The organism is Lentzea waywayandensis, from assembly GCF_900115955.1.
In the GTDB taxonomy this organism is placed as follows: Bacteria; Actinomycetota; Actinomycetes; order Mycobacteriales; family Pseudonocardiaceae; genus Lentzea; species Lentzea waywayandensis.
In genome coordinates this window covers 789430-815346 of sequence record NZ_FOYL01000004.1, presented here as the reverse complement: position 1 = coordinate 815346, position 25917 = coordinate 789430, and the positions used below count along the sequence as shown (strand labels likewise).

The window sequence follows — 25917 nt, the reverse complement described above, 5'->3', positions numbered from 1 at the left end:
CGGCGTTCCCGGAGCTGTTGGTATATCTGGGGCCGTGATCAGGAACTTCGCCGTGGTCGGTCCAGGGCAGGCGACCAGGGAGCGGCTGACGGCGGCTCTCGCGGCCGCGCCGGACATGGCCGTCTACCGGATCGGGCGGGGTGCGGACCCGTTGCCCGTCTCGGCGACCTTCGACCCGGCGGACCAGTCGGGCTGCCGCAGCCTGCTGGACTGGTTCGAGCGCGGGGCGCCGTCGGGCGCGGTGCTGCTGGTGGACGACTGGGCGCTGTGCTTCGACCTCGACCCGGAACTCGACAGAACCGTCGAGTGGATCGCCGCGTTCGGGCCGGCGCGGGGCGTGCAGGTCGTCGTCACGGCCCGGAAGTGGGCGGTTCTGCCGGACCGGTTGCGGCGGCACCTGCACGGTGAGGCGACGGACTTCCTCGCGTTGCACGGCATCGAGCCCGATCTGGGCAACAAGCACCAGCGCCACGATCTCAAGGCCGCCATCGGTTCCAACGACCGCGGCTGGCCGGTGTACCTGGACATCGGCGCCCACGGGCCGAACGGCACCTACCTCGGTCCTGCCGCTGTTCGTGAGCAGAGGCTCCTCGCCGCATTGCTGGGCCTCATGGTCACGCACTCGTCGACGGACCTGAACCTCGGTCTGTTCGACATGAAGAACATCGGTGTGTTCGACGGCTTGGACGCGGCGCCGCACGTGTCGTTCGCGCTGACGGGGGAAAGCGACAACGAGCTGTTCGAGCGGTTCCAGGACGGCCTCGCCGGTGAACTCGACCGCCGCCGGCGGCTCGCAGGGTCCGGCGAACCCGTCCCGGCCCTGCTGATCTGCGTGGACAGCGCCGAAGTGCTGGTCGAACGGTTCCCGGGCTACCAGGACGTGCTGGAGTCCCTCCTCCGCGCCGACCGCGCGCTGGGCGTCCACGTGCTCTGTTCCGGCGACGCCTTCCCGGTCTCCCTGCCGTTCCAGCTCCCCGAGTGGCCGTCCGCGAACCCGCCGTACGACCTGGAGGAGTGGGCGGAGGTCCTGCCGCGGGGTCTGATCGGCTCCGGCCCTTCCGCGCACGCCCTCGTGCTGCCGCCACTGCACCGGACCAACGTCGACCTCCAACTGGAAATGCTGCCACCGGGCGGAATCGGCGTGCTCGACAAGCCGTCGGAGCAACGCCGCGACGTCCTGTTCCCCGCGTTCACCGACGAACTCCGCCACGGCGCCATCGTCGGCAAACCGGGCACGGGCAAGAGCACCACGCTGCGCACCCTCGCCGCGGTCCTCGGCAACGATGTCGTTCGCTACCAGCTACTTGACGGCCCCGGCGAACCGCTCGACCCGCAACGCCACATCGTCGTGACCGCCCGCTCGTGGGACCAGGTGCCGCCGTTCATCAGGAACAGCCTGGCCTTCGCCGTCGAGTTCCGCCTGGACGACCCGGCCACGTCGCTCGTCGACGCCCGCCTGGCCGCCCGAGTGCCGGATCGGCCAGGCTTCGGCCTCTCCGTACCTCACCGCCTCCACACGCAGATCGCGCTCCCGTGAACCACCTCGCCCTCATCGGCCCGCCTGACGCCGTCGCGTCCCGAATCGCTGCGATGCAAGGCGTCTACCGCATCGGCAAGGGTGACGTGGCGGGCGTCGCGGTGAGCTTCGACCCCGGCGACGAGCGGCGGCGGCAGAACCTGCTGGCCTGGTTCGAACGCGGGGCCGAGCCCGGCGCCACCCTGCTGGTCGACGACTGGAAGCACTGCACCGCGATCGATCCCGGGCTCGCCGACACCGTCCGGTGGATCGCCGCGGCCTCGTGGAACGTCCGGGTGATCATCACCGCGCGGGCGGTGGACGAGCTGCCGGAACGGGTGCCGTTGCGGATCGAGGTGCTGGACTTCCTCGCGCTGCACGGGTTGCGACACTTCACCAAGGCGCTCGCCTGGAAGGGCCGGTGGTGGAAGGTTCCGATCGGCGTCGGCTCGGACGGCAGGCCGGTGGTCGTGGAACTGACGCACTTCGCCGACGGGAAGTGGCGCACGGGATCGCATCTGAGCGTCACCGCACCGGACGCGTTCCGGAGTCTGGTGCTGGGGTTGATGACCACGCACTCGCCCAAGCTGTTCCGGACGGTCTTCATCGACGCGCACGACACGAACGCGTTCGCCGGGCTTGATCAGGCGCCGCACGTGCAGGCTCATCATCGTGACGCGGCAAGGGATCCCGCGCCGATCGCGGAGGCACTGCTGGCCGAGTCGGAACGCAGGCTCGACGTCGTCGGCAACACCTGGACGATCTTCGACCACCGCGGCTTCGACCAGGTGCTGCCGCAACTCCTCATCTGCGTCAACGGTTTCGCGGACCTCCAGGCGACCGAGCTCGGCACGGCACTCGCGACCATCGCGCAGGACGTCGGCAAGTCCGGGATGCAGCTGCTGCTCGACAGTCCGCACGAGGTGACGGACCTGCTGATCGACGACTGCGTTGCGCCCGCGAACCTCGGCGAGGTGGCGGAGTCGTTGCCGCGGTCGATGCTCCAGGAGGAACCCGCGCCGGACTTCTTCGCGCTGCACGACGTGCCGAACAAACACGTGTGGCGGCCACGGCCGGTCAAGCTTCAGTACCGGGTCTCGGTGGGTGTGGACGAGTACGGGCAGCGGGTCGAGATCGACCTGAAGTCGAAGCACCTCCAGGACGGGATGGGCCCGCACGGCGAGGTGACCGCGCCGGAGAACCGACGGGCGGAAGGCATCCGCGCACTGGTTCTCGGGCAGATGCTGCGCCACTCACCGGACGAGCTTCAGGTCGTCTTCATCGACTTCCACGGCAACGGGATGTTCGCGGGCCTGGACGGCGCACCGCACGTGCGGCACGGGCTCGTGGACCTGTTGGAGGACCACGAACAGCGCCTCCGGAAGCTGGTCGACAGCGGCAACTACCGGAACATCTGGGACTACCGCGCGGCAGGTCTCGGCCCGTTGCCGGAACTTCTGGTCTGCGTCGACGGCGTGCACGGCCTCGTGCGGGAACGCCCGGAGTTCCTGAAGGTGCTTCAGACCCTGAGCAGGGACGGGCGCACCTACGGCCAGCACCTGCTGCTGTCCGACACGACACCCGCTGACCTGCCGGACGTCCACACGTCGTACCGGCTGGAACTCACCGACGAGGGCTGGACGCGGCGGATCGGGAGGTCGGTGGAGAGTGTCGTGCTCCCCACCGACCTGCACGACGTGGTGTGGTCGCTGCCCGTGGCGATGGCTAGCTCATGAACGGCGCAACTTTCGTTGTGCGTCATAGAGGTTGCGCGGTGTCACAGTGGTCGTCCCGTAGAGCTCCAGGCGGGAGTTCAGCTCGCCGGTGAAGTCCGGCTTGTCGATCTGGCCGAAGTCGCGGACCTCGGAGATCGCGACGGTGGCACTGCACGGCGCCACCTGGTCGATGCGGACGTTGCCGGCGCGCTGGTTGGTGACGGTGACGTTCCAGTGCGCGAAACGGGCGCCGTACAACGGGCCCGCGTTCGCGCTGCCGCCGTGCGCGCCGACGTTGTTGATGGTGATCTCGGTGCGGACGTTGGCGAACGGCAGGCCGCGGTGGGTGTCGAAGACGTCGTGGTCCATGCGGCCGCGGGTCCAGACGTTGCCGCAGGACAGGCCTTCGACGTTCAGCCCGTGGTTGCCGGCGCCCGCCTGCGAGGGCTCGGACGGCGCCTCGATCACGAACCCGTCGGTCAGATTGTCGTGGGACTGCTCGCGCACCGCGTATGCGTGGTGGTGGCCGCGGCCGGACACGTGCGTGTTCAGCAGTGAGATTCCCTTGGAGGACACCAGGAGGAAGCCGTTGTCGACGTCCTGGACGTGCACGTCGTCGGCCCAGCAGTCCCACGCGCACTGGAACGCGAGACCGTTGTACCCCTTGTCCTGCAGGTGCTTCGGCGTCGGCACCTTGAACATCTCGATCTTGATGCCCTCGACGCCCGCACCCGTGACGACCGGCGCCATCGTGGTCAGGCGTGCCTTCCACTCCGGGCGGATCTCCAGCGGCAACGGCTGCGCGAGCTTCACCCTGTTGCCGCGCACCCACTCCACGCGCACCGGCCACAGGAACGGGAAGTACGACAGGAGCTTGTCCTTGTCGTCCCACCGGTAGGTCTGAGTGCCGGGGACGTCGCCGCACATGTGCTTGGGCAGCGAGTACCCGGAGTCGTCCAGCCGCAACAACACCCGCTGGCCGGGCCGCAACGAACGTCCATTCTCGACGGTCACGACGAACGAACCCCTTGCCGCAGAACCGGTCACGGCCGTCAGCGTCGAACCCTGCTCCAGCTCGTTGCCCGTCCAGCCCTCGAACGGCCACTTCTTCGCCTTGATCGCGTCCACCAGCGGCTGGTGGCGGTCGCGGTGGCAGACCCACACCAGGCCGCCCGACCAGCTCCACGCCGAGTTCTCCGAGCCGTAGCGGCTGCGGTTGATGCCGACGATCTCCTCCAGCGACCGGGTCGCGTAGAACGTCGTCTTCGCGCTGCCCGCGCCACGCAGCACCACGTTGTCGTAGCCGATGCGGATGATGTCGTCGATCCGGTAGCGGCCCGGTGGCACGTGGACGGTGCCACCGCCCAGCCTGCCGACGAACTCGATCGCCTTGTTGATCGCCGCGGACGCGTCGGCCGAACCGTCTCGGCGCGCGCCGAAGAACAGGACGTTCGCGAGAACGGGGCGACGGGCGGGCTTCTCACCGGCGCGATAGCCGGCGAACGAGATGTTCGGGATCTGCGGGTGGTTGTACGGGTTGGCAACGAACTCCTGCCACAGCGAAGCTGAGGACTGCGCGGAAGCAGTCCCCGTCAACGCTGACGTCCCGACTACCGCAACCCCTGTAGCCAGCAGGAATTGCCGTCTGTCGATGCTCATTTCGCCGTCTCCAAGGGGTCTTGGCCACGGCGGCGGTGGTCAGATCAAACCAGACATCAGGCCCCTGCGGAACGAACCGCCTCGGAGATCAGCTCGTCCACCTGGTGCAGCATCCGGCGCGCGTCGGTCGGCGTGAACGTGCTCCACGGCGGCTGGCCGGGCGAGGCACGGCGTTGTTGCAGGTAGCGACCCTCTTCGGTGTCGAAGAACCCGATCACGCGTTCAGGCCGCCAGCGCTTGCCGTACTTGTCGCGAGCCGACGCGCCGAAGTTCCCGGTGTGCACGATCCCGGTGAACATCTTCACCAGCGCCTTCGCGTCGTCCTCGCGCAGGCCGATGCCCCGGAACGCGGCCTCCGTCGACTTCGGCGAGCCGTCGGTCTGCCCGATCGCCTTCTCGATGTCGGCGCTCGGCAGCGTCACCGACAGACCGGTCCCGGCCGGGTGCGCCGGCAGCACGGACAGCACCGCCGAGGCGAGCCCGGAGCCCTCCCACGGCTGGAACGTCAGCTGGTCGTCCCGCAACGTCGCCACGGCGCCCCAGTCGCCGTTCGCCACGGCGAGGACGCGCAGGCTGTGGCCGAGCCAGAGGCGGCCGTCCGCCTCCCGCTCGGGCTTCACGAACATCCGCAGCAACCCGTCCAACTGGGACGAGAGGCCGCGCGAGTTGCCCAGGCGCCGGTGGTCCAACTGCTGGTAGACGCGGTTCTCGAGCTGGATGCGCTCGTCCCGCGTCTTACCCGGGGTGGGAACTTTGAGCACGAGCGGCATGGGGCCGACGTTCATGCGTTCCCACAGCACGTCGAACTCCTCGGCGGAGAGAGTGATCGGCTCTCTCTCCGCCGGAGCGCCGAACAGGCTCACTCTGACAGGCCGCCGATGACCGGCGGCGCGACCATGCGCTCGTCGCCGAACACGTCGTCGGTCTCGACCAGGTAGTCGGCGACCTTGTGCTCGATGTCGTCCTCGCCCTCGCCCTTCTGGCCGTGCGCGCCACCGCCGGCACCGGCACCGGCCGCACCGGCCTTGCCCGCGCCCGCACCGGAGCCCATGGCACCGCCGCGCACGCCGTCAGGGCCGGAGCCCAGACCGGACATGCCGCCGGGCATTCCACCGGGCTTCATCGCGCCCTGCTGGCCGGACGCGCCGAGCGAGCCGGACATCGGCCCGAACGCCTTGCCGCCACCGAGCTGACCACCGCGAACGCCACCGGAGCCGCCAGGGCCACCAGGACCGCTCGTGCCAGGCCGCGTGAACACCGGACCGCCAGGGGCCGGCGTCGGCGTGGGGGTCGGCGTCGGGGTCGGCAGGTTCGTGGGCGGCGGGGTGTGCGTGGGAGGCGGCGTCGCCGGAGGCTGCGTCCACGACGTGTGCGTGGTGTCGGTGGGCGGCGGCGTCCAGCCGGTCGAGACCTGCTGCTGCGTCGTCGTCGGAGGCTGCGTCCACGAGGGGTTGGTCGTGCCGGTGTTCGTGCCGGACGGCCCGCCCGTGCCGGTCGAGGAGTAGCCGACGCGCGTGCTGCCGGTGCCCGTGTCGCCGGGAGGCGGCGTGTCGATCACGACCTGCGGCGGCGTCGGGAAGTCACCGAGCGTCGAGGAGTTCCAGCGGCTGTCCGACTGGTAGTCCTCCATGACCTGGACGGCCTTGGCGGCGGCGTTGTCCGCGGCGGCTTCCTGCCGCTCGTGGTCCACCTGCTGGCCGACCACGTGGGCCATGCCGGCGGGACCGGTCAGCGCGCCGGCCGCGATGTCGAGGAAGCCCGGCTTCTCGGTCGTGATCGGGACGACCTCGGGCATCTTCTTGCGCGCGTCGGCGATGTACTCGCCCTGCAGGCGCGCGGAGCTCTCCATGGTCGTGGCGCCGGTCTCGGCGAAGCCCGCCCACTCGGCCAGCGGCGAAAGCGCGCCCTGGGCGGCGTCGGCGGCGTCGGACTCCCAGTCCGCGCCCATCTTCGACAGGCCGGTGTGCAGGTCGGCGTCGATCTGCGCGAGCGTCGCGGCGATGGTCTTCCAGCCCTGCTCCACCGGGATGGAGGCGGAGACGCCGGGACCGGAGTTGATCATCTTGTACAGCTCGGGGTGTCCGTACCCCTGGAAGCGGTGGTCAGTCATCGGTCAGTCCCCCTCTCAGTCCTGGTCTCGCAGGTGCTTGCCCCACATGGCCGCGTTGTCGCCCTCGACCTGGCGGTACTGCTCCTCGATCATCCTGAGCTGGTCGATCACGCCGACGAGCTGCTTCTTGTAGAAGGTCAGCGCGGCGAGCGCTTTGTCGGAGGTCTGGTCGTTGAACGCCTTCGAGGTCTCGCTGCTGATCGGGTCGCCGGCCCACGGCTTGGTGGGCAGACTTTCGACCGATCGCTCGATCTTCTCCTCGAACTCCGCCAGCGCCTGCTCGAAGGCCTTCCTCGCCTGTGGAATGGCTGACGGGTCCACCTTCAGCTTGCGCTGCCCGAACTCGGGCGGCGACGACGCGCCTCCACCACCATCCGCGAGAAACACGGCACACCCTCCTCAGTAACGGCCCCCCAGAAAATCGGGCCGTGTGTGCTTTTGGGACGACTTTAGCTCTGATGCATTACGCGAGTGGCCGGTTCCCGGTACAAGGTGCGTACTTCTACTCAACTGTCACTTGGTGGCGAGAACGGCACCCGCGGCCCCCGCCAGCGCCTTCGCCCGCTCGCACGCGCCGTCCAGCGTCGCACTGTCCTCAGCGAACCCCGCAACCGCGTCCACCAGCAACAACTGGCCGTCGTTCGCGTCGATGTAGATCTCACAGGCGCCGGCTGATCCCGGTGACTCCCGCTGCGTCAGGTAGGCGGGATATCCCGCGATCTGAAGCGCGGTGAGCTTCGACTCACCCGTCGTCTTCTTCAGCCTGTCCACGCCGCCGTTGAGGAGCGTGTGGATGTCGCCGATGTACTTGCGGTCCACATAGCTCTGGTTGCACCGCTTGCTCCCCTCCCCGTACACGGGCAGCGGGGTACCCGCTTTGACGGTGCTCAAACCCAGAGCGGTCTTCTGCTCCGGCGTGATCAGGGAGCACGGGTCGACGGTCTTCAGGTCGACGGCCTTGGGCCTGTTCACCGGAGCGGAACCGGCAGAAGTTCCGGTCGTCGGCGCGGAGCCCGTCTGATCCCCTGCGGAGGGCTTCCCCGGTTCTGTCGAAGAACACCCGGTCAGGACCGCTGCCAGCAGGAACGGGACGGCAAGTCGACGCATGCGGGCCAAAATATCGGATCACCGGGCACGGAGGGTGGCGAACGACGTGTCCCGCGTCACCCATAAGGTCCATTGCCGCCGACCCCACAAAAAGGAAACCTTCTTTACGATACCCCGAAGCGCCGCCGCCCCGATGCGTCGAGGAGCGATATGCTGCGCAACCGACCACTACCGACTCTGGTCGTGGCGGCGGTGGGTCTGGCCCTGCTGGTGCCAGGTACCTCAGCCAACGCGGGTCCCGTGCCCGGCACCGGAGCGGCGCTCAAGGTGGCCGCCGTCCCAGGACAGACCTCCACCATCCCGGACTGGCGCATGCAGACCAGCGCCACCGCGACGCAGGCCGGCAGCGTGATCTCCGGCCCGGCGTACTCGGACGCCGGCTGGCTGACCGTGCCCGCGCGGTCGACCGTGATGGCCGGCCTGATCGCGAACAACAGGTACGGGGACGTCAACTACTCGGAGAACCTGAAGAAGGCCAACGCCAACGACTTCAAGGTGCCGTGGTGGTACCGCAAGGTCTTCCAGGCCGACCCGCAGCCGGGCGTGAACACGTTCCTCAAGCTCAACGGCGGCGTGATCTCCCGCGGTGAGGTGTGGCTGAACGGCACGAAGGTCGCCGGCACCGACACCGTCATCGGCGCGTACCCGACGTTCGAGTTCAACGTCACCAGCCTGCTGCGCAAGGGGGACAACGCGCTCGCCATCAAGGCGTCGCCGTCCGACCCGGCCAAGGACCTGGTGATCCACTTCATCGACTGGGCCCAGCTCCCGCCGGACCGCAACCAGGGCCTCTTCCGCGACGTCGACATCGTGCAGAGCGGCGCGGTCTCGTTGCGCGGCCTGCACGTGCTCTCCGACCTGCCGTTGCCGAACCTGAACAGCGCCACGGTCACCGTGAAGGTGGACGCGCGCAACAACACCGGCGGCGCGGTCACCACGACCGTCGCCGGCAGCGCGGCGGGCCAGAACTACAGCCAGAACGTGAGCCTGGCCGCGAACGAGACCAAGACCGTCACGTTCCCGCTCACCGTCGCCAACCCGCAGATCTGGTGGCCGTACCAGATGGGCGCGCAGCCGCTGTACGACGCGACTGCTGTGGCGACGGTGTCCGGCGCGAAGTCCGACGAGCAGAAGACGACGTTCGGCATCCGCGAGGTCACCTCGAAGATGATCAGTGGCAACGTCCAGTACCAGATCAACGGCAAGCCGATCCTGATCCGCGGCGGCGGCTGGGCGTCGGACCTCTTCCTGCGCACCGACGTGCGGAAGATCGCCGACGAGATCCAGCTGACGAAGTCCATGGGTCTCAACACGATCCGGCTCGAGGGCAAGCCCGAGAACGACGAGATCTACGACCTGGCCGACCGCGCCGGCATCCTGCTGATGACCGGCTGGGAGTGCTGCTCGAAGTGGCAGAACACCGGCGGGTTCTCGGCGGAGGACAAGAGGGTCGCGGGCGCGTCCGCCGAGGGCGAGGCCAAGCGGATCCGCAACCACCCCAGCGTGTTCACGTTCCTGATCGGCTCGGACGAGGCCCCGGTGGCCGCCGTCGAGACGATCTACCTGGACGCGCTGAAGCGCGCCGACTGGCAGACGCCGATCATCACGGCGGCCGCCCGGCGCAGCTCGCCGAAGCTCGGTGACTCGGGCATGAAGATGGACGGCCCGTACTGGTGGGAGCCGCCGGTCTACTGGTACAACAACCAGAAGGGCGGCTCGGCGGGCTTCGCGTCCGAGATCGGCCCCGGCCTCGCGATCCCGGAGATGGACGAGCTCAAGAAGTTCCTGAGCCAAGCCGAGATCAACAAACTGACGGACTACAACGCGTCGCAGTACCACCTGTCGCCGTCCGGCAACTTCAGCAAGATCGGCTTCTGGGGCACCGCGCTCGACAACCGCTACGGCAAGCCGTCCAACGTGGACGACTTCGTCAAGAAGTCGCAGCTCCAGCAGTACGAGACGAACCGCGCGCAGTTCGAGGCGTTCGGCCGCGACTTCTCCGACACCGGCGCGAACCAGGCGCAGGGCGTCATCTACTGGATGCAGAACGACCCGTGGCCCAAGCTCTTCTGGCACCTCTACAACTACAACCTCGCGACCGCGGGGTCGTACTTCGGTGCCAAGACGGCGAACAAGGCGTTGCACGCCCAGTACTCCTACGACGACAAGTCGCTCGCCGTGGTGAACATGGGCCTGGAAGCCAAGCAGGGCCTCAGTCTCCAGGTGACGGTCTTCAACTCCGACGGCACGCAGAAGGCGAACGAGACGCGTCCGGTTCCGGCCAAGGCCAACGGTTCCGTACGGGTCGGCAACCTCCCGCAGCCTTCCGGGCTCTCGTCGGCGTACTTCGTGCGGTTGCTGCTGAAGGACGCGAACGGCAACGAGGTCGACCGCAACGTCTACTGGCTGTCCACCAAGGCGGACACGCTGAACTACAACGGCGGCGACTGGTACTACACGCCGCAGGCCCAGTACACGGACCTGAAGTCGTTGAGCAGCCTGAAGGCGGGCCAGGTGTCGGTGTCCACCACCACGACGCCGGGCACGAACGGCAAGCAGGCCACCAGCGTGACCATCAAGAACACCGGCACGTCCGTGGCGTTCTTCCTGCGCGCGTCACTGCGCAAGGGCCAGGGTGGTCCCGAGGTGCTGCCGGCCGACTGGTCCGACAACTACATCACGCTGTTCCCCGGTGAGACGCAGACGATCCGGGCCGAGTACCGGACGTCCGACCTCGGCGGCGCGCAGCCGGTGGTCGAGGTGTCCGGGCACAACGTGAGCAAGCGATGACGAACTAGAGGTCTCCGCGCAGGAGACTGTCGATGTTCTCCGGCGGGCCAGGGCGGGCGAAGAACCAGCCCTGGCCCGTGTCACATCCCAGGCGCAACAGGCGAGCGGCCTGCGCGGGCGTCTCCACGCCCTCGGCCGTGACGCCCAACGAGAGTGCGTGCGCGAGCTGCACCAGCGTCGCCACGATCTGCGAGTCGACCGGGTCTTCCTCGTTCTCGGCCCGCAGCCCCTCCATGAACGAGCCCGCGATCTTCAGCTCGTGCACGGGCAGGTGCTTGAGGTAGGCCAGGTTCGAGTAGCCGGTGCCGAAGTCGTCGATCGCGATGCGCACACCCATGTCGCACAACGCCCGCAGCGCCTCCAGCGGCTCGTCGGCGGTGCCCATGATCGCCGACTCGGTGAGCTCCAGCTGGAGGTGGTGCGGCGGTAGCGCGCACTCGTCGAGGATCTGCTTGACGTCGCGCACCAGCTCGGGGTCGCGGGACTGCCGCACGGCCAGGTTCACCGACACGAACGGGGCCGCGTCGCCGAACTCCTCCAGCCAGCGCCGAGCTTCCTCGCACGCCCTGCGCAGCACCCACCGTCCCAAGGGGACGATCAGGCCGGTCTCCTCGGCGAGCTCGATGAACCGGTCCGGCGCGAGCCGCCCGAACTCCGGGTGCTGCCAGCGGACCAGGGCCTCGACACCGGTGACGGTGGAGTCCTCCAGGCGCACCAGCGGCTGGTACTCGACGTAGAACTCGCCGCGTTCCAAGGCACGCGGCATCGTGGCGGACAACGTGAACCGGGCGACCTCGCGGGCGTTGCGCTCCGGGTCGTACAGCGCCCAGCGCGCCTTGCCGTCGGCTTTCGCCCAGTACAGCGTGATGTCCGCGTCGCGCATCATGTCCGCGGACGTCGTGCCGGACAGCTGCCGTTCGACGATGCCGATCGACGCCGACACCGAGAGCTCGTGGCCCGCGATGCGGATCGGCACCTCCAGCTCGGTCAGCACGCGGCCCGCCACGTCGACGATGTCCTGCTCGCCGGAGGAGCCCTCGACCAGGATCACGAACTCGTCGCCGCCCATGCGCGCGACCAGCTTGCCCTCGCCGGACACCGAGTGGTCGAGCCGGCGGCCGACCTCGACCAGCAGCTGATCCCCTATGTCGTGGCCCAGCGAGTCGTTGATGACCTTGAAACCGTCCAGGTCGAGGTAGCAGAGGCCGGCGCGCACGTGCTTGGCGCGGTTGTTGAACACGCGCCCGAGGCGTTCGAGGAACAGCGCCCGGTTCGGCAGGCCGGTCAGCGGGTCGTGCAGCGCCTGGTAGCGCAGCCGGTTCTGCAGCAGGTGGCGGTCGGTGACGTCCTCGATCATCGCGACCTGGTACTGCGGCTCGCCGTGGTCGTCGCGGACCAGCGACAACGTCAGGTGCGTCCACACCTGCTCGCCGTCGGCCCGGTGGAAGCGCTTCTCGGCCCGGTAGTGGTCGCACTCGCCCGCGATGAGCTGGTCGTAGAGCCGCCACACGCTGCCCGCGTCCTCGGGGTGCATGAGGTCGCGCACGTTGTACTGGCGCATCTCCTCGACGCTGAACCCGAGCATGTCCTGAAGGGCCTGGTTGACGTCCAGTATCCGGCCGTCGATGGCCGCGATGCCGATGCCGATCGCGGCCTCGGTGAACATGGCGCGGAACCGGGCCTCCGAGGCCCGCAGCGCCGCCTCCGCCTGGTCGCGGGCGTCCAGGACGGCCGCCCTGATCGCCTCCTGCTCGGCGAGGGTGCGTTCCCGCAACGCGCGGGCGTATCCGGCGGCCAGCGCGCCCTGCAGGGCCGCCAGCCGGGAGTGCAACCGCTCGTCGCCGGGGAAGCCCAGCTCGCCCAGCAGGTCGTCGCCGAGCAGCTGGACGGTGCGGCCCAGCGTGTCGGTGCCGGTGAAGTGCGCGTCGACCAGCCGTGAGCCGATCTCGTAGCCGGGTGCCGTGCGGAACGGGCTCGCGAACAGCGCCTCGACGAGCAGCTCGGTGAGGTCCTGGAGGTGCTGCGCCACCTCGGCCCTGGTCATGGGGACGTAGCTCGACCCGATCACGGCCGTGGCCCAGCTGCGCGCGAACGACTCGGCACCGGCCAGTACGGCCGGGTCCAAAGGAGAGCGGTCCTCACGCACCCGGTGGTCAACCCGATCGGTCATCTTCTCGGCCCTAACCCCACGAACGCGCAGCATACGGCCGGTCGCCGTCCGGAGTCATCTCTGCTCCTTCCGGCCCAGCGCGGCGAAGCCCGGGAAGCGCTTGCCGGACTCCCCGATGTCGGCCGGTGACTCCGGGTGCCAGGCGGGCACCCTGACCACGCCGGGCTCGACCAGGGCGAACCCGTCGAACAGGCGGCTGAGCTCGGCCTTGTTCCGGAACGTCGTGCGCGTGACGTCGCGGTTGTAGATCTTGCGGGCCTCCCGTGAGGAGTCCGTCTCCTCGTTCGCCTCATAACCGGCGTGGGAGAGCGCGAGGAAGCTGCCGGGGGCCAGGCGGTCGCGATAGCCGCCGATCATGCCCCAGGGGTCCTCGTCGTCCGACATGAAGTGCAGTAACGCGATCATCAGCACGGCGACCGGCTCGTCGAAGTCGAGCTGCTTGTCGACCTCGGGCGAGGCCAGCACGCCCGCCCAGTCGCGGACATCGGCCTGAAGCACGCTCACGTGCCCGTTGCTGTCGAGAATCGAGCGGCTGTGCGCGACGGCGACCGGGTCGAGGTCGACGTAGACGATCCGGGCCTCGGGGTCGGCGGCCTGCGCGATCTCGTGCACGTTGCCGACGGTCGGGATGCCGGAACCGAGGTCGAGGAACTGGCGGACGCCCTGGCCGAGCAGGTGGCGGACGGCCCTGCGCAGGAACGCGCGGTGGTTGAGGACGACGTCACGGATCTCGGGCATCGTCTCCAGGGTCTTCTGGGCGACGGCCCTGTCCGCGGCGAAGTTGTGGGCGCCGCCGAGCCAGTAGTCGTACACGCGCGCGACGCTAGGCCGCTCCAGGTCGATGTCCCCTGGGGCCCAGTTCGGCCGCTCCACCCGCTCACCCCACCCGCGTTCGTACCGTTCGCGCCCATCATGCACCCGCCGCTTGGCAGAATGCCGACCTCGTGAGGAAAAGTTTGCTGCTGTCGACCATTTTCGCGTCCATCGGCGCGTTTGTGCTGGTCGGGGGCGTGCTCCTGCTCTTGGACCCCGGCGCGCCCAAGCACGAGGCGATCAAGACCGGTGGTCTCGCCGGCGGCGCGATCGTCGCCCTCTACGCGTTGTGGCTGAACGACCGGCGCCGCAAGGTCGAGGAGGCGCGCCAGGAGCTCGAGAGCCAGCGCATCGAGCACGACAGGTCCCGAGTGGCCGACGAACGGTTCGCGCGCGCCGTGGAGCTGCTCGGCCACGAGACGGCCCAGGTGCGCGTGGGCGCGATGCACGCGCTCGCCGGCCTCGCGAAGTCCAGGGTCGAGTACACGCAGACCGTGCTCGACATCCTCTGCGCGTACCTGCGTCAGCCGTACAAGAAGACGCGCAACGACCCGGAGGAGATCGAGCTGGAGGTCCGGCTCACCTCGCAGCGGCTGATCGAGGACCTGCTGCCGCGCCTGGAGGAGAAGAACCCGCCGATCTACGACCTCAACCTGACCAAGGCGCACCTCGAGTTCATGGACCTGTCCTACCGGCAGCTGGGCGATCTCTACATGCGGGTCGCCCACTTCGAGGACTCCAACTCGTTCCACCACATGAAGATCCACGGCCACTTCTACGTCACCGAGGCCACGATGAACGGCCGCTTCCACGTGCACCACACGGAGATCGTGGGCAGGGCCTGGTTCAGCAGGTTCAAGGCGCAGGGGCTCGCCATCTTCACGGACACGAAGTTCGGCGGCGAGACCAAGTTCGCGAACTCGGAGTGGGCGGACGTGAAGTCGGACGGCTGTACGTTCGCCGTGCAACCCGATCTTCCCGAAGCGTGGAGGAACTGACGTGCGTGTCGCATGGCTGGTGGCGGTGCTCGCCGCGCTCCTCACGACCGCGGCGACAGGGGTGGCGCTGTGGCTGGTGAAGGCGCCGCCGGTCGAGATCGTGAAGACCGCGGGGGTCGCGGGCGGTGCCGTCGTCGCGCTCTACGCGTTGTGGCTCAACGACCGCAAGCACAACCTGGAGAGCGAGAAGGTCGCCGACGAACGGTTCGCGCGCTCGGTCGAGATGCTCGGCAACGAGGCCGACCAGGTGCGGGTGGGCGCGATGCACTCGCTGGTGTGGCTGGCGAACTCCACCCCGCGCTACAAGCAGACCGTCATCGACGTCCTGTGCGCCTACCTGCGCAGGCCGTTCTCCCACTCGTCGTGGGACCTGAACGCCGCTGATCCGGACACGACCTTCCCCGACGACCTCACGCGGGAGGAGCAGCAGGAGCAGCAGGTGCGGCGGACCGCGCAGCGCCTGATCCGCGACCTGCTCTCGTGGGGCAACAAGAAGAAGGACTTCTACGACCTCGACCTGACCGGTGCCGCACTGGAGTACTTCCAGCTCGACGGCAGGCGGGTCAACAGGTTCACCGCGCGCCGGGCGCAGTTCTACGGCATCACGACGTTGCCCCGCATGCACATCCGCAAGCCGACGCTCTTCTCCGGAGCCACCTTCCACGGGCGGCTCAACCTCACGGAGACGAAGTTCGACGGCGGGGTCGCGTTCACCGAGGCCACGTTCAAGGGCGAGGTCGACTTCCGCGCCACGACGGTCGACACGTTCCTCGCGCTCACCGATCCGCCACCGCGGAAGCAGACGGGCGAGCTGACCGTGTTGCCCGACACGGCGATGCGCACCGAGTACAAGGGCTGGAAGCTATCCGGCAGTCCGAAGCCGGCCACTCCGCGCCTCGAAGACCATGTCCAGCAGCACCCCGGCGGCAGCACCGACGGTGTGTCCGGTGACGACGACCGTTTCCGCGAAGGGGACGGCTACGTCGCCGCGGATCCCGCGAAAGCGAACCTGTTCCGACTTCCCGGCGAAGGACTGGGGGACGAGCGCGACCCCGAGACCGAACCCGACGAAGTCAAGAAGTGAGTGCACGTCGTTGACCTCGACGGCGACGTGCCGCTCGACCCCGGCCGCGGCCAGCGCGCGGTCGACCTCGTCGCGCGTGCCCCAGTCGGCGTTGAAGTCGACGAACGACTGACCTGCCAGCTCCTCCAGCCCTACCGACTCCCTGGTGGCGAACGGGCTTTCCGGCGCGCACGCGAGCACGAGCGGCTCACTGGCCAAAGTGGACACTCGCAGGTCGTCGGCGATCTTCGGCTGACGCGTGACGAACGCGAGGTCGAGACGGCCGGCGCGAACGTCCTCGACCAGTTCGGCGTTACCGGACTGGCGCATCCTGATCTCCACGCCGGGGTGCAGCTCGTGGAACCGCGACAGCACCGCGGGCAGGTGCACCACGTGCAGGCACTGGAGGCTGCCGACGGCCAGCGTGCCGCGCAGCAGCCCCTGGACGGCGGCGACGGCGTCCCTGGCCGACTCGACACAGCCCAGCGCCCGCCGGGCCTCGGGCAGCAGGGCGCGTCCGGCCTGGGTCAGCTCGACCTGGCGGGTGGTGCGCAGGAACAGCGGCGCGCCGAGCTCCACCTCCAGCGCCCTGATCGACGCCGACAGCGCGGACTGGGTGACGTGCATCCGGCCCGCGGCCCTGGTGAAGTGGCAGTCCTCGGCGACCGCGACGAAGTACTGAAGCTGTCTGAGTTCCACAATTCATCACCTGCGGTACTTAATGAGATCACTTCTCTGCGTTGGACAGCTTAATCGTCAGGGTCCAGAGTGGAGGACATGCAGACGCGTCGCATCGGAGAAGTGGAAGTCAGCGCCATCGGCCTGGGCGGCATGCCCATCTCCATCGAGGGGAGGCCGGAGCGCGCGCAGGCGATCGAGACCATTCACGCCGCGCTGGACGCGGGCGTGACGTTCATCGACACCGCCGACGCCTACTCGCTCGACGACACCGACTTCGGCCACAACGAGTCGCTCATCGCCGAAGGGCTGCGCGGCCGTTCCGAAGAGGTGTTCGTGGCGACCAAGGGCGGGCACACGCGCGTGCCGGGCGGTGGCTGGGCGCTCGACGGACGCCCGGAGTACCTGCGCAAGGCCGTCGACGGGTCGTTGCAGCGGCTCGGGGTGGACCAGATCTTCCTCTACCAGTTCCACCGGCCGGACCCGAAGACGCCGATCGCCGAGTCGGTCGGTGCGTTGAAGGAACTGCTGGACAACGGCAAGATCCGCTACGCGGGCGTCTCGAACTTCAACCCCGAGGAGATCGTGCTCGCCAACGAGATCCTCGGCGGACGGCTCGCGGCCGTGCAGAACCAGTTCTCGCCGTCGTTCCGATCGAGTGAGCCCGAGCTGGAGCTGTGCGACAAGCTCGGCATCGCCTTCCTGCCGTGGAGCCCGTTCGGCGGCATCGGCAAGGCGGGCGCGCTGGCCGGTCCGTTCAAGGAGGTCGGCGAGGCGCACGGCGTGAGCGCCCACCAGGTCTGTCTCGCGTGGATGCTCGCGAAGTCCGAAGTGGTAGTCCCCATTCCGGGTGCTTCTCGACCGGCGAGCATCTCGGATTCGGCCGCGGCCACCCACCTGGAGTTGTCCGCCGAGGAGCTGTCCCGCCTGGACGGGTGACCCCGGTAGCAAATTGCGACAAATGGTCGCACGATCTACTCCATGCGGACCTTGATCAGCATCGTGGCGATCGTCGCCGGCCTGACGCCGGCACCCGCGTCCGCGGCGCCCTTGCCCGAGGGCTCCGCGGACCACACCGCGGGATCCCAGATCCTCAAACACGAAGGCGCGGGCATCCTTCGCGCGGACGAGTCCCCGCCCACCGACGGCAAAGTGCCCGGCATGGACGTGAGCAGCCACCAGGGCGACGTCGACTGGAGGTCCTCCTGGGACAAAGGCGCCCGGTTCTCCTACGTCAAGGCGACCGAGGGCGTCCACTACCGGAACCCGAAGTTCACCCAGCAGTACAACGGTTCCTACGACATCGGCATGATCCGCGGCGCCTACCACTTCGCGCTGCCGGACCGCGCGAACGGCGTGCAGCAGGCGAACTTCTTCGTCGACAACGGCGGCGGGTGGTCACCCGACGGCAGGACGCTGCCGCCCGCGCTCGACATGGAGTACAACCCGTACGGCGAGACTTGCTACAACATGAACCAGACCGCGATGACGGCGTGGGTCAAGGAGTTCAGCGACACGGTCTTCGCGCGCACCAAGCGTTATCCGGCGATCTACACGTCCACGAGCTGGTGGAACAAGTGCGTCGGCGGCTCGGTGAAGTTCGGCGACACCAACCCGCTGTGGATCGCGCACTACACCTCGAAGCTCGGCGCACTGCCTGTCGGCTTCGACTTCCACACGATCTGGCAGTGGCAGGCGGCCGGGCTCTTCCCCGGCGACCAGAACCTGTTCAACGGCCAGTTCGAGCAGCTCCAGCGCATCGCCACGAGCTGAGAAGTGGCCCCGTCGGCGACGGGGCCACTTCTCGGTGCTCTAGCCGAACAGGGCCGGGAGGGTGCCCTCCCAGGCCTCGCGGAGCTCGTCCAGCGGGAGTTCGCCCAGGCCCTGGATCTCCAGGGCGTTCGACTCCGGGTCGACGACACCGACCTTGCGCCACGGCAGCCTGCGCGCGGTGCACATGTCGACGAAGCGCTGCTCCTCGGTGCGCGGCACGGCGACCAGCACGCGGCCCGCGGACTCGCTGAACAGCGCGGTGAACAGGTCGCCTTCGAGGAAGACCCGCGCACCCACCTCGCCGATCAGGCACGTCTCGACCAGCGCCTGGGCCAGGCCGCCCTCGGAGAGGTCGTGCGCGGCGGAGACCATGCCGTCACGGGACCCCGCGACGAGGATCTCGCTCAGCAGCTTCTCGCGCTTCAGGTCGGCCTTCGGCGGCAGTCCGCCCAGGTGACCGTGGACGTGGTGCGCCCACTCCGACCCGCCGAACTCGTCGCGCGTCTCGCCGAGCAGCAGCAGCGTCTCGCCGGCCTCGGCCCCGATCCCGGTGGGGATGCGGCGCCGCACGTCGTCGATCACGCCCAGCACGCCCACGACCGGCGTCGGCAGGATCGCCGTGGAGCCGGTCTGGTTGTAGAAGCTGACGTTGCCGCCGGTCACCGGGATGCCCAGCTCCGCGCAGCCGTCCGCGAGACCCTTCACGGCCTGCTCGAACTGCCACATGACCGCCGGGTCCTCCGGCGAGCCGAAGTTGAGGCAGTTCGTGACGGCCACCGGCGTCGCACCGGTCGCTGACACGTTCCGGTACGCCTCGGCCAGCGCGAGCTTCGCGCCCTCGTACGGGTCGAGCTTGGTGTAGCGGCCGTTGCAGTCCGTCGAGAGAGCGACACCGCGGCCGGTCTCCTCGTCGATCCGGATCATGCCGCCGTCGCTGGGCTGCGCGAGGACCGTGCCGCCGCGGACGTACCGGTCGTACTGCTGGGTGACCCACTTCCTGGAGGCCAGGTTGGGGCTGGCCGCCATGATCTTGATCAGTTCCAGCAGGTTCTCGGGCCTCGGCAGGCTGTCCGGCGTGTTCGCCTGGAGTTCGTCCTGGTCGGCGGGGCGCTGGATCGGCCTGTCGTAGACCGGGCCCTCGTGGGCGACGGTGCGCGGAGGCACGTCCACGACGACCTCGTCGTGGTAGGTGATGACCAGGCGGTCGCCTTCGGTCACCTCGCCGATCTCGGTGGCGATGACGTCCCACTTCGCGCAGACGGCCAGGAACGCCTCGACGTTGGCCGGCTCGACCACCGCGCACATGCGTTCCTGGGACTCGCTGGAGAGGATCTCCGCCGGGGACATGTTCTTCGCCCGGAGCGGGACCCGGTCCAGGTAGACGTGCATGCCGCCGTCACCAGCGGACGCCAGCTCGCTCGTCGCGCAGGACAGGCCCGCGCCGCCGAGGTCCTGGATGCCCGCGACGAGACCCTTCTCGAAGAGCTCCAGCGAGCACTCGATCAGCACCTTCTCCGTGAACGGGTCGCCGACCTGCACGCTCGGCAGCTTCTTGCGCTTGCCGGCGGAGTCGTCGAACGTCTCGCTCGCGAGCACTGAAACGCCGCCGATGCCGTCGAGTCCGGTGCGCGCGCCGTAGAGGATGACCTTGTTGCCGGTACCACTCGCGTGCGCGAGATGCAGGTCCTCCACGCGCATCGCACCGACGCACAGAGCGTTGACCAGCGGGTTTCCCTGGTAGGACTCGTCGAACACGACCTCGCCGCCGATGTTCGGCAGGCCGAGGCAGTTCCCGTAGCCGCCGACGCCCGCGACGATGCCGGGGAGGACCCGTTTCGTGTCCTCGGCGTCGGGCCTGCCGAACCGCAGCGGGTCCATGACCGCGAGCGGCCGTGCGCCCATCGCGAGGATGTCCCTGACGATCCCGCCCACGCCGGTCGCGGCGCCCTGGTAGGGCTCGACGTACGACGGGTGGTTGTGGCTCTCGACCTTGAACGTGACGGCCCAGCCGTCCCCGACGTCGACGACGCCGGCGTTCTCGCCGATGCCCGCGAGCATCTTGCTGCGCATCTCGTCGGTCGTGGTGTCGCCGAAGTACTTGAGGTGCACCTTGGACGACTTGTACGAGCAGTGCTCGCTCCACATGACCGAGTACATCGCCAGTTCGGCGTCGGTCGGACGCCTCTGGAGGATCTCCTTGATGCGCGCGTACTCGTCGTCCTTCAGGCCCAGCTCCTTGTAGGGCTGCTCCTGCTCAGGCGTCGCCTCGGCGTTCTTGACGGTGTCGATCACGCGTTCACCACCGTGTCGAGCAGGGACAGGAACACGCCCAGACCGTCGTCCGTGGGGCCGGTGAGCGCGTCGATGGCGTGCTCGGGGTGCGGCATGAGGCCGACGACGTTGCCCCTGGCGTTGGAGATGCCCGCGATGTTGTTGCGGCTGCCGTTCGGGTTGTCGCCGACGTACCGGAACACGACGCGGTTGTCGTCTTCCAGCTCCTTGAGGGTGTCCTCGTCGGCCTGGTAACCGCCCTCGCCCGACTTCAGCGGCACGAGGATCTCGGCGCCCAGGTCGTACCGGCCGGTCCACGCCGTGGTGTTGTTCTCGACTTTCAGCCACTGGTCGCGGCACACGAAGTGCAGCTTGTGGTTGCGCACGAGCGCACCGGGCAGCAGATGGGCCTCGGCGAGGATCTGGAAACCGTTGCAGATGCCGAGAACCGGCATCCCCTTGTTCGCGGCCTCGATCACTTCCTGCATGACGGGCGCGAACCGCGCAATGGCGCCACACCGCAGATAGTCGCCGTACGAGAACCCACCGGGCACGATGACGGCGTCAACGCCCTTCAGGTCGTGATCCCCGTGCCACAACGGCACGGCTTCCCCGTCTGCGTATCGGACGGCCCGCTGCGCGTCGACGTCGTCGAGAGTGCCGGGGAAGGTGATGACACCGACCCTCATGCCTCGACCCTGCGCACGGTCCAGTCCTCGATCACGGGGTTGGCGAGGAAGGTCTCGGCGATCTTGGCGAGCGTGGCGTCGTCGACGTCGTCGGCGACCTCCAGCTCGAAGTGCTTGCCCTGACGGACGGCGGTGATGCCGTCGAAGCCGAGACGGGGCAGCGCGTTCGCCACCGCCTGGCCTTGGGGGTCGAGAATTTCGGGCTTCGGCATGACGTCGACGACGACTCGGGCCACGACAGACTGCTCCCGGGTTTGGAGGGGCTGGCGGTACCTCGAGAGCCTATCTGACCTGTGCGTTCATCCTCCCGACACGTGTTCGGGGGCACATCGTCACCGGTCCACCTTCGGGTGAACGACCTTGCCTCGACGGTGGGGTTTGGTAATCTGAACGCGCCGAGGCCCCGTAGGCCGAGGAAGTGAGCACGGTGCCCGTCCGGACGGTCGGCCGCCGTGCTTTGCGCTATCTGGACCATTTGTCCACGACAGTCTCCTTCGCGACGAGCGAGCGCACGCGCCTTGCCCAGTCACCTCCTGCGCCGTGGCACCAGGCCACCACGTCCGGAATCCAGAGCAACTCGTCGTGCGAGCTCTCCAAGTGCTCGTAGATGATCTTCGAGTGGCTTGGCCGCTTGCCCAGCGTCGCGCGAATCGTCTGCGCGTCGTGGAGATTGCGCTCTTCTCGGCTGTCGAGCACCAGTCTCCTCGTGTCCAGGTCGACGAGATCGTTGACAAGGGCGATGAGGCACTCCTGCCGCGCGATCTCTTCCCCAGCGGAGCAGTCGCAGGTGTAGATGTGCACGGTGGCGCCGATGGACACCAGCCTGGACGCGATCAACTTGCGTCGATCGGTCTTCTCCTTCTTGAAGTGAAGCTCTCGCTGACCGGGGAACAGCAACCGGCGCAGCGCTTTTCGCGTGCGCGCCAGGTCGCCGGGGTCGACGAGGACAGCAGCCAGCAGGTACGTGTTGTTTCGCCGCGACTCGTCGACGAAGGCGTGCAGACTCACGGAACGTCCATCGGCAGAACCCGAACGACAGTTCATCAAGTCCAACTGATCGGGTCCGAACGACCAGGTGTTGGACCTATTCCAACAAGCTATTTCGCCGAAAGCGAGACCGGTGGCAGTCCGGCCCGATCGGACGGATGCTGGAGATCATGAAGATCCTCGTGCTCGGCGGAACCGTGTTCCTCAGCAAGGCCATCACGGCGGAGGCCGTCCGCCGCGGCCACGACGTGGTCTGCGCTGCCCGCGGTGCCTCCGGCGGGGTGCCGGAGGGAGCCACGCTCGTTCCGGTCGACAGGAACAGACCAGGTGCGTTCGACGCGCTGGCCGGCGAGCAGTTCGACTCGGTGATCGACGTGTCGAAGTACTCGGTGAACTGGGTCCGGGACGCGCTGGAGGCGTTCGGGGCGACCACGCCGCACTGGACGTTCGTGTCCAGCATCTCCGTCTACGCGGACCACTCGACGGGCAGCGACGAGTTGTTGCCGCCGCTGGAGGACGACCCTGCGCAGGAGTTCACCGCCGAGCGGTACGGCAGCGTCAAGGTGGCCAGCGAGATCGCGGTGCGCGAAGCCGTGGCGAGCCGCGAGTTCATCGTGCGGGCCGGGCTCATCACCGGGCCGGACGACCCGAGCGACCGGTTCGGGTACTGGCCCGCGCGGATGGCCCAGGGTGGGCGCGTGGTCGTGCCGGACAGCCCTGACCTGGGGTTCCAGCACATCGACGCGCGGGATCTGGCGCAGTGGATCGTGTTCGCGGCCGAGGAGCGGGTGACGGGCACGTATGACTCCACCGGGCCGGTCATGCCGTTCCAGATGGCCATCGGCGAGATCGCCGGGGCGACCGCGCAGCCGGGGACGCAGCTCGTTTCCGTGCAGGAGAGCGTGCTCAAGGAGCTCGGGATCAACCCGTGGGCCGGGCCTCGGTCGCTGCCGCTGTGGCTGCCGCAGGAGTGGGCCAAGATGGTCGGCCGCGACGTCAGCAACGCGCTGGCGAACGGGCTGCGGGTGAGACCGCTGGCCGAGACCGCGCTCGACTCGCTGGAGTACGAGCGCGGCCTCGGACTGGACCGGCCCCGCAAGGCCGGGCTCACGGCTGCGGAAGAGCAGGAAATCCTTACAGCAGTGAGTTGATCTGCGCGGCGACGAGGTCGATGCGCACGCCCTGGTTCGGGCAGCCGCCGAAGTGGTGGAGCCCGATCACCTTGTGTGTGCGCCTCGACAGCACCGGCGAACCGGACGAGCCGCCTTCGGTGTCGCACATGTAGCTGATGTCGGACTGCGACGAGCTGCCGTTCACCCGCACGGCACGCACGACGCAGTAGCCGCCGCCGTTGTTGTTGTCGCGCAACGACAGCTTCTTCAGCTTCCCAGCCGGGTGGCCGACGATGTACATCTCCTCACCCACGGCCGGAACGCGCGCGTCCAGTTCGAGGTAACCGAACGAGCTGATGGCCGCGAAGTTGTTCACGGTGAAGAGGGTGTAGTCGAGAGCGGCGTTCACCTTCAGCACCTGCGCCGCCAGGACCTTCGTGACGGTGGCGGACGCGGTGCCGCCGCAGGTCGGGCACTGGTAGTTGAACCAGACCTCGATGCCGCTGGTGCTGGTGAAGCAGTGTTCGTTGGTCAGCATGCGGTTGTTGGGGCCGACGCGCCACGCCGTGCACAGCGAACTGCCGTTGCGCAGCAGCTTCGCCACGGACGCGGTCTTGCCCCACTCGGTCGGGTTGCTCGACTGGTAGCAGACGGCGTCCTTGTAGTCGTTCGTGCCGCAGATGCTCTGCACGGACGGCTGCGAGGACATCTCGGCGTCGGTGTAGCCGCGCGTGAGCTTGTCGATCCGGACGCGCGACAGCGGGTTCGTCACCGACACCAGGGCGCGGTCACCCGTGATCGACATGGCCCAGAAACCGGACGCGTCGATCGTGGCGGTCAGCGAGGCCTTCAGATCTCTCGTGTACGTGTACTTCTCGGTGCCGTCAGGGTTCGACACCGTGAGCACGTCACCGGGCAGGATCCGCAGGTCCGTGAAATGCAGCTTCACGTACCCGGAGCCCGGTCGTTCGATCAACGTCGAACGATTCGCGCCACCCACGCGGACTGAGACGTTTTCCTCAGTTCCGATTTCCTGCGTCTGCGGCGACGAGGCCTCAGCAGGTGTAGAGGTGGTGGTAGCAGGGACGATGGACGTCATCGGCAGGGCAAGCGCCAGTGCCGTGAGGAGTTGCAGGGTTTTCCTCATGCCATTTGATACTTCCGACGTCACCTGACCGTGTCAGCCCGCCAATCGTCGGTAATGGAGGAATCTGTGCAACTTGTCCATTTCGGTCATGCCTGCGTACTTCTCGACACCGGGACAACGCGCATCCTGATCGACCCCGGCACGTTCTCCACGGGGTTCGAGGACCTGACAGACCTGGACGCGGTGCTGGTCACGCACCAGCACTTCGATCACATCGACATGGAGAAGCTGCCGGCGCTGCTCAAGGCGAACCCGCAGGCGCAGCTCATCGTCGACGAGGGCACGGCGCCCACCGTCGAGAACGCGACCGTCGCACGGCCGGGTGACGTGCTCAAGGTCGGCGACACGACGGTCAAGGTCACCGGTGGGCAGCACGCGCTGATCCACGAGGACATCCCGATCGTGCCGAACGCCGCCTACGTGATCGACGACGGCGCGTTCTACCACCCCGGCGACTCGCTGTTCGTGCCGGACGAGGACGTCGACGTGCTCGGACTGCCCGCCGGAGCGCCGTGGTTGCGCACCGGTGAGGCCGTCGACTTCCTACGCGCCGTGAAGCCGCGTGTCGCCGTGCCGATCCACGAGAAGACGCTCGCGAGCCCGCAGATGGCCGTCCGGTTCTTCGAACTGCTGAAGCCGGACGGCACCGAGGTCAGGCTGCTGACGCCAGGCGAGGAGACGGCAGTTTGACGTAGGTGGTCGGCGCGGCGTCGTGGGCGAGTGCGATGTCCACGGCGTCGAGCACGGCCTGCCGCGCACCGGGCCGGTGCAGGTCGCGCGCGTCGACGGTGATCCGGGTCAGCCCGCCGCGGCGCGCGGACCTGGCGGCCGCGTAGACCAGCGCGAGCGACCGCAGCTCACCGAAGCTGGTGCGTTCGGTCAGCGCGTGCAGGCGGCCCAAGGTCGCCAGGCCGCTGCCGACCTCACGGACGGCGTGCGCGTCGGCGCAACGCTGGAACCTGTGCTTGGCCAGCGCGATCAACGTCCCGGGCGACGCCACGCAACGCCGAGGCGCGAACGTGTCGGCCTTGAGCCCGATGGCGTCCATCTGCAGACGCGCGCCCATCAACAACAACCCGGCTTCATAGGCCGGCAGCCGCCGCTGACCGAGACCGTGCAGCACGACGGCATCGCCGAGCGAGGTGCGGTGCCGCACCCATTCCTGCGCCTTGCCCAGCTCGCGAGGTGCTACGAGCAGCGACAACGGCACCTGCCGCGGATCAAGCGCCGCGGCGAGATCAGCGCATCGGTCGAGTGTCTGCGGACCGATGCCGGACAGAGAGACCACGAGCTGTGAGTGCACCGTATGAGTGCGCCAT

At 68.4% G+C, this 25917-nt stretch carries 22 protein-coding genes and 1 pseudogene; 9 read left to right on the top strand and 14 right to left on the bottom strand.

Annotated features, from left to right (window positions below):
* Positions 1 to 34 precede the first annotated feature (34 nt).
* Both BM417_RS19650 and BM417_RS19645 read left to right on the top strand, forming a co-directional pair.
* The gene (locus BM417_RS19650) at positions 35 to 1537 is read left to right on the top strand and encodes a type VII secretion protein EccC (protein ID WP_093595767.1); all 1503 of its coding nucleotides are present in this window, start codon (positions 35 to 37) and stop codon (positions 1535 to 1537) included.
* Entirely contained in the window at positions 1534 to 3252 is a 1719-nt protein-coding gene (locus tag BM417_RS19645) for a hypothetical protein (RefSeq protein ID WP_093595764.1), read from the top strand. The genes BM417_RS19650 and BM417_RS19645 overlap by 4 nt, the downstream gene beginning before the upstream one ends.
* Here the strand turns inward: BM417_RS19645 and BM417_RS19640 are convergent.
* The 5 genes from BM417_RS19640 to BM417_RS19620 all read right to left on the bottom strand — a co-directional run bounded on the left by BM417_RS19640 (position 3247) and on the right by BM417_RS19620 (position 8107).
* Positions 3247 to 4827 carry a glycosyl hydrolase family 28-related protein gene (locus tag BM417_RS19640; protein ID WP_218164506.1) on the bottom strand — a complete coding sequence of 527 codons (1581 nt, stop codon included), beginning with the start codon at positions 4825 to 4827 and terminating at the stop codon, positions 3247 to 3249. The two genes, BM417_RS19645 and BM417_RS19640, sit on opposite strands and share 6 nt — an antisense overlap.
* 119 nt (positions 4828 to 4946) lie before the next feature.
* Positions 4947 to 5753 carry an ESX secretion-associated protein EspG gene (locus BM417_RS19635; protein WP_093595758.1) on the bottom strand — a complete coding sequence of 269 codons (807 nt, stop codon included), beginning with the start codon at positions 5751 to 5753 and terminating at the stop codon, positions 4947 to 4949.
* Complete coding sequence (locus BM417_RS19630) at positions 5750 to 7000, bottom strand: PPE domain-containing protein (RefSeq protein ID WP_093595755.1); 1251 nt, start codon at positions 6998 to 7000, stop codon at positions 5750 to 5752. Before BM417_RS19630 ends, BM417_RS19635 begins: the two co-directional genes overlap by 4 nt.
* A 15-nt stretch (positions 7001 to 7015) precedes the next feature.
* Positions 7016 to 7387 (bottom strand): WXG100 family type VII secretion target, encoded by a 372-nt coding sequence (locus BM417_RS19625; protein ID WP_093595752.1) that lies wholly within the window; start codon positions 7385 to 7387, stop codon positions 7016 to 7018.
* A 126-nt stretch (positions 7388 to 7513) separates the two neighbouring features.
* Positions 7514 to 8107 (bottom strand): DUF3558 domain-containing protein, encoded by a 594-nt coding sequence (locus tag BM417_RS19620; RefSeq protein WP_093595749.1) that lies wholly within the window; start codon positions 8105 to 8107, stop codon positions 7514 to 7516.
* Between the two features lie 150 nt (positions 8108 to 8257).
* On the opposite strand from BM417_RS19620, the gene BM417_RS19615 reads away from it, so the two are divergent.
* Positions 8258 to 10897 (top strand): glycoside hydrolase family 2 protein, encoded by a 2640-nt coding sequence (locus BM417_RS19615; protein ID WP_093595746.1) that lies wholly within the window; start codon positions 8258 to 8260, stop codon positions 10895 to 10897.
* A 4-nt stretch (positions 10898 to 10901) separates the two neighbouring features.
* On the opposite strand, the gene BM417_RS19610 is transcribed toward BM417_RS19615, so the two are convergent.
* Together BM417_RS19610 and BM417_RS19605 are read right to left on the bottom strand one after the other, a co-directional pair.
* Positions 10902 to 13067, bottom strand: a complete 2166-nt coding sequence (locus BM417_RS19610; RefSeq protein ID WP_177320491.1) for a putative bifunctional diguanylate cyclase/phosphodiesterase — start codon at positions 13065 to 13067, stop codon at positions 10902 to 10904.
* A 54-nt stretch (positions 13068 to 13121) separates the two neighbouring features.
* The gene (locus BM417_RS19605) at positions 13122 to 13940 is read right to left on the bottom strand and encodes an SAM-dependent methyltransferase (protein WP_093595743.1); all 819 of its coding nucleotides are present in this window, start codon (positions 13938 to 13940) and stop codon (positions 13122 to 13124) included.
* Between the two features lie 71 nt (positions 13941 to 14011).
* On the opposite strand from BM417_RS19605, the gene BM417_RS19600 reads away from it, so the two are divergent.
* Together BM417_RS19600 and BM417_RS50300 are read left to right on the top strand one after the other, a co-directional pair.
* Entirely contained in the window at positions 14012 to 14878 is an 867-nt protein-coding gene (locus BM417_RS19600; protein ID WP_093595741.1) for a hypothetical protein, read from the top strand.
* 223 nt (positions 14879 to 15101) lie between these two features.
* Positions 15102 to 15623, top strand: a pseudogene (locus BM417_RS50300) (pentapeptide repeat-containing protein); the annotation flags it as partial.
* Positions 15624 to 15740: 117 nt separating this feature from the next.
* Here BM417_RS50300 and BM417_RS49880 read toward each other — a convergent pair.
* Complete coding sequence (locus BM417_RS49880) at positions 15741 to 16640, bottom strand: LysR family transcriptional regulator (protein WP_093595735.1); 900 nt, start codon at positions 16638 to 16640, stop codon at positions 15741 to 15743.
* Between the two features lie 78 nt (positions 16641 to 16718).
* Here BM417_RS49880 and BM417_RS19585 point away from each other — a divergent pair, with 78 nt between their 5' ends.
* Positions 16719 to 17558 carry an aldo/keto reductase gene (locus tag BM417_RS19585; protein ID WP_093596287.1) on the top strand — a complete coding sequence of 280 codons (840 nt, stop codon included), beginning with the start codon at positions 16719 to 16721 and terminating at the stop codon, positions 17556 to 17558.
* A 42-nt stretch (positions 17559 to 17600) separates the two neighbouring features.
* Positions 17601 to 18392, top strand: coding sequence for a lysozyme (locus tag BM417_RS19580; protein ID WP_093595732.1), 792 nt, complete (start codon positions 17601 to 17603; stop codon positions 18390 to 18392).
* 39 nt (positions 18393 to 18431) lie between these two features.
* Here BM417_RS19580 and purL read toward each other — a convergent pair whose 3' ends face one another.
* From purL to BM417_RS19560, 4 genes are all read right to left on the bottom strand, one after another.
* Positions 18432 to 20684, bottom strand: coding sequence for a phosphoribosylformylglycinamidine synthase subunit PurL (gene purL / locus BM417_RS19575; protein ID WP_093595729.1), 2253 nt, complete (start codon positions 20682 to 20684; stop codon positions 18432 to 18434).
* On the bottom strand, positions 20681 to 21352 hold the full coding sequence (gene purQ, locus BM417_RS19570; RefSeq protein ID WP_093595727.1) for a phosphoribosylformylglycinamidine synthase subunit PurQ: 672 nt from the start codon (positions 21350 to 21352) through the stop codon (positions 20681 to 20683). The genes purL and purQ overlap by 4 nt, the downstream gene beginning before the upstream one ends.
* The gene (gene purS / locus BM417_RS19565; protein WP_030465889.1) at positions 21349 to 21588 is read right to left on the bottom strand and encodes a phosphoribosylformylglycinamidine synthase subunit PurS; all 240 of its coding nucleotides are present in this window, start codon (positions 21586 to 21588) and stop codon (positions 21349 to 21351) included. Before purS ends, purQ begins: the two co-directional genes overlap by 4 nt.
* 226 nt (positions 21589 to 21814) lie before the next feature.
* Positions 21815 to 22360, bottom strand: a complete 546-nt coding sequence (locus BM417_RS19560) for a hypothetical protein (protein ID WP_093595724.1) — start codon at positions 22358 to 22360, stop codon at positions 21815 to 21817.
* A gap of 137 nt (positions 22361 to 22497) precedes the next feature.
* Between BM417_RS19560 and BM417_RS19555 the strand changes: the two genes are divergently transcribed.
* Positions 22498 to 23490, top strand: coding sequence for an NAD-dependent epimerase/dehydratase family protein (locus tag BM417_RS19555; RefSeq protein WP_245822006.1), 993 nt, complete (start codon positions 22498 to 22500; stop codon positions 23488 to 23490).
* Here BM417_RS19555 and BM417_RS19550 read toward each other — a convergent pair.
* Positions 23474 to 24427 carry a trypsin-like serine peptidase gene (locus BM417_RS19550; RefSeq protein WP_177320490.1) on the bottom strand — a complete coding sequence of 318 codons (954 nt, stop codon included), beginning with the start codon at positions 24425 to 24427 and terminating at the stop codon, positions 23474 to 23476. The two genes, BM417_RS19555 and BM417_RS19550, sit on opposite strands and share 17 nt — an antisense overlap.
* 237 nt (positions 24428 to 24664) lie before the next feature.
* On the opposite strand from BM417_RS19550, the gene BM417_RS19545 reads away from it, so the two are divergent.
* Entirely contained in the window at positions 24665 to 25288 is a 624-nt protein-coding gene (locus BM417_RS19545; protein WP_093595718.1) for an MBL fold metallo-hydrolase, read from the top strand.
* Here the strand turns inward: BM417_RS19545 and BM417_RS19540 are convergent.
* Positions 25251 to 25901 carry a polysaccharide deacetylase family protein gene (locus BM417_RS19540; RefSeq protein ID WP_093595715.1) on the bottom strand — a complete coding sequence of 217 codons (651 nt, stop codon included), beginning with the start codon at positions 25899 to 25901 and terminating at the stop codon, positions 25251 to 25253. The genes BM417_RS19545 and BM417_RS19540 overlap by 38 nt on opposite strands.
* Positions 25902 to 25917: the final 16 nt, after the last annotated feature.

What these genes read in the sequence shown, in the direction of transcription:
- BM417_RS19630 (WP_093595755.1), bottom strand. Translation starts at nt 7,000, where the DNA reads ATGACTGACCACCGCTTCCAGGGGTACGGACACCCCGAGCTGTACAAG.
- BM417_RS19620 (WP_093595749.1), bottom strand. Translation starts at nt 8,107, where the DNA reads ATGCGTCGACTTGCCGTCCCGTTCCTGCTGGCAGCGGTCCTGACCGGG.
- BM417_RS19615 (WP_093595746.1), top strand. Translation starts at nt 8,258, where the DNA reads ATGCTGCGCAACCGACCACTACCGACTCTGGTCGTGGCGGCGGTGGGT.
- BM417_RS19610 (WP_177320491.1), bottom strand. Translation starts at nt 13,067, where the DNA reads ATGACCGATCGGGTTGACCACCGGGTGCGTGAGGACCGCTCTCCTTTG.
- BM417_RS19585 (WP_093596287.1), top strand. Translation starts at nt 16,719, where the DNA reads ATGCAGACGCGTCGCATCGGAGAAGTGGAAGTCAGCGCCATCGGCCTG.
- BM417_RS19580 (WP_093595732.1), top strand. Translation starts at nt 17,601, where the DNA reads ATGCGGACCTTGATCAGCATCGTGGCGATCGTCGCCGGCCTGACGCCG.
- purQ (WP_093595727.1), bottom strand. Translation starts at nt 21,352, where the DNA reads ATGAGGGTCGGTGTCATCACCTTCCCCGGCACTCTCGACGACGTCGAC.
- BM417_RS19555 (WP_245822006.1), top strand. Translation starts at nt 22,498, where the DNA reads ATGCTGGAGATCATGAAGATCCTCGTGCTCGGCGGAACCGTGTTCCTC.